This window comes from Gryllotalpicola sp. CP2-P1 (genome assembly GCF_057512245.1).
Window position 1 is genome coordinate 1 of the sequence record NZ_JBLRDT010000170.1, and the last position, 5,217, is coordinate 5,217.

General features: G+C 71.3%; 7 protein-coding genes. 2 read left to right on the top strand and 5 right to left on the bottom strand.

All coding sequences use genetic code 11. The annotated features are described in order from the left end of the window. Positions 1–721: ArgP/LysG family DNA-binding transcriptional regulator (locus ACM2XV_RS11825; protein WP_487027059.1), on the bottom strand; the 721-nt coding region annotated here is incomplete at its 3' end. 68 nt (positions 722–789) lie between these two features. Between ACM2XV_RS11825 and ACM2XV_RS11830 the strand changes: the two genes are divergently transcribed. After that, on the top strand, positions 790–1,443 hold the full coding sequence (locus ACM2XV_RS11830; RefSeq protein ID WP_487027060.1) for a LysE/ArgO family amino acid transporter: 654 nt from the start codon (positions 790–792) through the stop codon (positions 1,441–1,443). Positions 1,444–1,541: 98 nt separating this feature from the next. Then, the gene (locus ACM2XV_RS11835) at positions 1,542–2,039 is read left to right on the top strand and encodes an NAD(P)H-dependent oxidoreductase (RefSeq protein ID WP_487027061.1); all 498 of its coding nucleotides are present in this window, start codon (positions 1,542–1,544) and stop codon (positions 2,037–2,039) included. Here ACM2XV_RS11835 and ACM2XV_RS11840 read toward each other — a convergent pair. The 4 genes from ACM2XV_RS11840 to ACM2XV_RS11855 form a co-directional block, all read right to left on the bottom strand. Beyond that, positions 2,036–2,284: a hypothetical protein gene (locus ACM2XV_RS11840; protein ID WP_487027062.1), complete on the bottom strand. Its 249-nt coding sequence runs from the start codon at positions 2,282–2,284 to the stop codon at positions 2,036–2,038. The genes ACM2XV_RS11835 and ACM2XV_RS11840 overlap by 4 nt on opposite strands. Before the next feature lie 33 nt (positions 2,285–2,317). Continuing rightward, positions 2,318–2,887: a hypothetical protein gene (locus ACM2XV_RS11845; protein ID WP_344775386.1), complete on the bottom strand. Its 570-nt coding sequence runs from the start codon at positions 2,885–2,887 to the stop codon at positions 2,318–2,320. Positions 2,888–2,954: 67 nt separating this feature from the next. Further along, positions 2,955–3,995, bottom strand: coding sequence for a YihY/virulence factor BrkB family protein (locus tag ACM2XV_RS11850; RefSeq protein ID WP_487027063.1), 1,041 nt, complete (start codon positions 3,993–3,995; stop codon positions 2,955–2,957). 70 nt (positions 3,996–4,065) lie between these two features. Next, complete coding sequence (locus ACM2XV_RS11855) at positions 4,066–5,049, bottom strand: ATP-dependent DNA ligase (RefSeq protein ID WP_487027064.1); 984 nt, start codon at positions 5,047–5,049, stop codon at positions 4,066–4,068. Between the last annotated feature and the right edge of the window lie 168 nt (positions 5,050–5,217).

Genomic DNA, 5,217 nt, shown 5'->3' on the forward strand with positions numbered 1-5,217 from the left:
GCCCCCAGCCGAGACCGCCGAAGATCGCCCGGGTGAATGCGGTGGTCGTGGGGGCGTAGTGCCGTGGGGCCCGGCCCTCGCCGCCGACGACCGCGTGATACAGCCGGTGCTGCAGCTGGTCCTTGCGGTCGAAGTCGACGTAGGGGGCGTCGGCGATGCGCCTGATGTGCGCCACGCCGCCCAGCTGCGCCTCGGCGTAGGCGGGCGAGCACACCGCCCGGTAGCGCATCGAGCCGAGCGGAATGCTCACGGCCCCCTGCACCGGCTCGGCGATGCTGGTGACCGCCGCCGCGACCTCGCCCGAGCGCAGCAGCTCGAGCGTGTGCTCCTGGTCCTCACGGCGCAGGTCGAAGACGATGTCGTCGCGCGGCACGAGCGCGGTCAGCGCGTCGGGGAACCAGGTGTCGAGCGAGTCGGTGTTGACCGCGATCGGCACCGAGAGCGCACCGCCCTGGCGCCCTGCCGCGCTGAGCTCGCGCGTCAGATCGAGGTCGAGCAGGGCGAGCTTGCGCGCGTGCCGGAGAACGACGAGGCCCGCCTCGGTCGCGTGGATCGGCGTGCTGCGCCGCACCAGCACGGCGCCCGCCGCCTGCTCGAGCGCCTTGATGCGCTGCGACACCGCTGAGGGCGTGATGTGAAGCTTCGCTGCGGCGGCATCGAAGGTGCCCTCGTCGATCACCGCCAGCAGCGTTCGCAGCTGATCCGAGTTGAGCTCTGGCATAAGAATAGCTTATGCCGGTTCAGATTCTTTAGCTGGTGTGATGGTCGGCGAATTCCTAACGTTGAAGGGTGCAACTCAGCTCCACCCTGCTTCCCGCCCTGTTCGGCCTCGGCACGGGCCTCTCGCTGATCGTCGCGATCGGCGCCCAGAACGCCTATCTGCTGAAGATCGGCGTCGTCGCCGCGCGCCGCGTCATGCTGCCGATCGTGCTGTTCTGCGCGCTCTCCGACGCGGTGCTGATCGCCGCGGGCACAGCAGGGGTCGGCGCGGTCGTCCAGCGCGCGCCCGAGGTGCTCGTCGTGGCGCGGGTGGTCGGCGCGATCTTCCTGGTCGGCTACGGCCTGATGGCGGCGCGGCGCGCGCTGAAGCGGGGCGGCGAGGCCATGACCGACTCGGCGGATTCCGCGGCAGGCGGCTCCGAGAAGGGGGTGCGCTTCGGCAGCGCCATCGCCGCCGTCGCCGTCTTCACCTGGCTCAACCCGCACGCCTACCTCGACACCATCGTCTTCCTCGGCTCGCTCGCCAATCAGCAGGCGCCTGACGCCCGCTGGTGGTGGGTCGGCGGTGCGGTCGCCGGCAGCTTCATCTGGTTCTTCTCGCTGGGCTTCGGCGCACGCCTGCTGCGCCCGCTGTTCGCACGCCCCGTCGCGTGGCGCGTGCTCGACGGGCTCATCGCCGTCGTGATGATCGCCCTCGGCCTGCGACTCGCGCTCGCGGGGTGAGTCAGGCCGCCCTGCGCACGGCGGTCCCGTGGCGGTCGCCGTCGTAGGGCTGCGTCATATTGCCGCGCTACGAGCGGTGCGCACGACAGACTGTCGGCATGAGAGCAGTCGCCGTCGTCGGCAATCCGAAGCCCGCGTCTCGCACCGCGGATGCCGCCCAGCGCCTCGCCACCGCGCTCGGCGCAGACGAGGTCGAGCTGATCGACCTGATCGAACTCGGCCCGGGTCTCATCGGCTGGGGCGACGAGAGCGTCGCGGCGGCGGTCGCGAAGGTGCAGGCATCCGATCTTGCGATCTTCGCCTCGCCCACCTTCAAGGCGACCTACACGGGCCTGCTCAAGCTGTTCCTCGACCAGTTCGCGACAGCGACGGGCCTCGAGGGCGTCGTCGCCGTGCCGCTCATGCTCGGCGCCGGGCCCGCGCACGCGCTGGCTCCCGAGCTGCTGCTCAAGCCCGTGCTGGTCGAACTCGGGGCGATCACCCCGGCGCCCGGTCTGTACCAGCTCGACTCGGCGTACGCCGACGACCCGAAGCTCGCCGACTACGTGGCGCGTTGGGCGCCCGTCATCCGCGCGGTCGCCGCGCTTGAGCGCTAGAAGCCGAGCCGGCGCAGCGCGAGCTGCATCGCGGAGGGGAACACGCTGCGGTACGCGGGCGCGGCACCCGCGCCGACGACGAAGCCGCCGCCGTCCGCCGGGCGGATCGTGACCACGTCCGTTCCACCCGCGTCCACCATCCACTCGCCCGCCGGGGTGCGGCTCACGTGCACCTGCAGCTCGCCGATCGCGAAGCGCTGCGCGTGCCCGGGCTCAACAGCGGTCTCGTCATAGAACTTGGCCATGCGCGAGCGGTACCCGGGGCACGCGCCGCGCACTCACCCGCTCAGCGCCGCGACGATCTGCTCGGCCTGCGGCCAGTACTGCGCGTAGTAGCCCGCGTCGGCATTCCTCTGCACCGCATGCGCGAGCAGGGTGGGCTCCATCGTCTGCCAGCCGGGCACCCTGATCGCCTTCTGGAAGAAGTGCAGCGCCGCGGTGTACGGGTCCATGCGCTCGGCGAGGGTGCCCCACGCGCCGTTGTCGCGCTGTTGGAACAGGCCGCGGCTGTCGGGGCCCGCCGCATCGCCGTAGTCGAGGTTGCGCAGCCCGCTCTCTCCGATCGCCGTCATGACGCCGACTGCCTGGGTATGTGTGCCGATGCCGAGCGACCTGGCGGCGTTCATGACCTGCGCCGCGTTGACGAGCTCGGCCTGGCAGAACCCGGCGACAGGGCCGCGCGGCACCACGATGCCGCCGACCGTCACCGGGTCGGCCGCGGGGCACGCGGGCAGCACGGGCGACGCGGATGCCTGCGGCTGCGGCCTGCTCGCCGCGATGGCCACCCCGACGACTCCGGCTACGACGAGCGCGACGACCAGTCCGGCCGCACCGAGGGCGACAGCCATCGCCGTCGCCGCTCGCCCGCGCCTGCGCGAGTTGCGCCGCCTCCGTCCTGCCACGCAGACGAGACTGTCACGACTTCCGCAGCTCCTCCGCGTCGGCGATCAGCTTCTCGGCCTTTTCCACGGCTTTCTCACTCTGGCGCGTGCCTCGCGGCGGAAGCTGGATCTCCTCGGCGGCATCCATGCCGGCCTGCAGCTCGCGCCCGCGCTCGAGCTCTGCGTCGAATTCGGCGCCGAGCAGCAGCACGAGGTTCACGATCCACAGCCAGACCAGGAAGATGATGACGCCGCCGAGGGAGCCGTAGGACTTGTTGTAGTTGGCGAAGTTCGCGACGTAGAAGGCGAAGCCGACCGTCGCGATCGCGAGCACGACGATCGCGAACAGACTGCCGAGCGAGATCCAGCGGAAACGCGGCTGCTTGACGTTCGGCGTGCCCCAGTAGAGCAGCGCGACGGCGAAGATCAGGGCGAGCGCCATGACCGGCCAGCGGGCGATCGACCAGACGCTCGTCGCCACGTCGCCGACCCCGATCGCGTTCCCGATCGCTCCGATGAGCGGGCCCGAGATGATGAGCATCACCGCCATCATCGCGACCAGCACGACGAGCACCAGGGTGATCAGCAGCTGGCTCGGCTTGAGCACCCAGAACGGGCGGCCCTCGTCGATCTCGTAGATGCGGTTCATCGCACGGCTGAAGGCGCCGACATAGCCCGACGCGCTCCACACCGCCAGCACGATGCCGACGACGAGCCCCAGGCCTGCGGCCGACGACGAGGCGAACTGGTGGATCGGCCCCTCGATGAGGTCGACGGTCTGCCCCGGGGCGACCTGCCGCACGATCTTCAGCACGGCGTCGGCGGCGCTGCCGCCCTGCCCGACCACGCCGAGCAGCGAGAACACCGCGAGCAGCGCCGGGAACGCGGAGAGCACCCCGTAGTAGGTCAGCGCGGCCGCGGCATCCTGGCCCTGGTCCGCCGAGAACTCGGCGATCGTGCGCCGGAACACGTACTTCCACGAGCGCTTCGTGATGTGCTGCGGCGACTGCGGCTTCCGCTCGTCGTCCGGGCTGGGCGCTTCGTCGCGGTCTGCACTCTGGCCGATCTCTGTCACGTCTTCCCCCTCTTCACTCTGAGTTCCCAGACTGCCCTTCGCGCCGCGCACAGCGCTACGGGTTGCGAATTCACGGCGCCGCCCACCCGAGATCGGCCGGCTTCATCTCGGGCCGCGTGCGCACGAAGCGAACAGGATGCCGGAACACGCCGTCGTCTCGCGCCGTATCGGCGCTGATCTCGATGACGAACGGCTCGATCAGGGTCAGCTCGCTCGCCTCGTGCCGCCACCGGTTCGCCTCGCGCGTCGTCGGCCACGGGTGGGTGTCGGCGGGCGCAGCGATGACGCCCTTCAACGCGTCGGCAGCCTCCGCCGACAGCGCCGTGCTGTGGCCGACGATGCGCAGCCCGCCGTCGTCGCCCGGGAGGCCGATGATGAGCTCGCGCGGGTGGGCGAGCGTGCCGGTCACCGCGCCGGCGATCACGTCGACGGTGTCGCGGTGCTTGACCTTGACCCAGTCGCGCCTGTTGCCGCGGTAGGGCTGAGCCGCGCCCTTGACGACGAGTCCCTCGATGCCCGACTCGGGCAGCTGCGCGAACCACTCGGCCGCTTCCGCCTCGTCGTGCGTCGTCGGTGAGAGCGCGAGCGGCGCCGCCCAGTCTGCGGCGAGCTCCTCGAGCAGGCTGCGGCGGTCGGCGAGCGGCAGCTCGCGCGCATCGCGATAGTCGACGGCGAGCACGTCGAACGCCTCGTAGCTGGCCGGGCGGGCACTCACCTCGCGCTCGCGGCGCTCATGCCGCAGCACGAGACGCTGCTGCAGCGCGCCGAAGTCGAGGCGGCCGTCGCGCCACACGACCGCCTCGCCGTCGACGATCACACCGTCGGGCAGGTGACCGGCTGCGGCGCGGGCGAGATCGGGGAAGGCATCCGTCAGCTCGCGCTTCTGACGCGACCACAGGCGCGCCTCGCCGTCTTTCACGATCGTGAGCCGGAAGCCGTCCCACTTCGGCTCGTAGACGGCGCCGCCCGGCAGCCCGTCGGCGGCCGGAATGGCGGCCACGGCCTTGGCGAGCGCCACGGTGGGCGGCACGAGGTGTGCGTCGAAGCGGCTCATGCACGTGCAGTACCCGGGTGCCACCCCCTAGAGGCGTCGGCGCTCGACTGCGACCATGGCCCGCATGGCGATTTCGACAGCACTTCGTGACGACTCGCTCGCGTTCCTCACCCGCGGCTACGGCTTCGGCGCGCACATCTGGGGGCGCACCCGCCCCGGCGCGCGTGC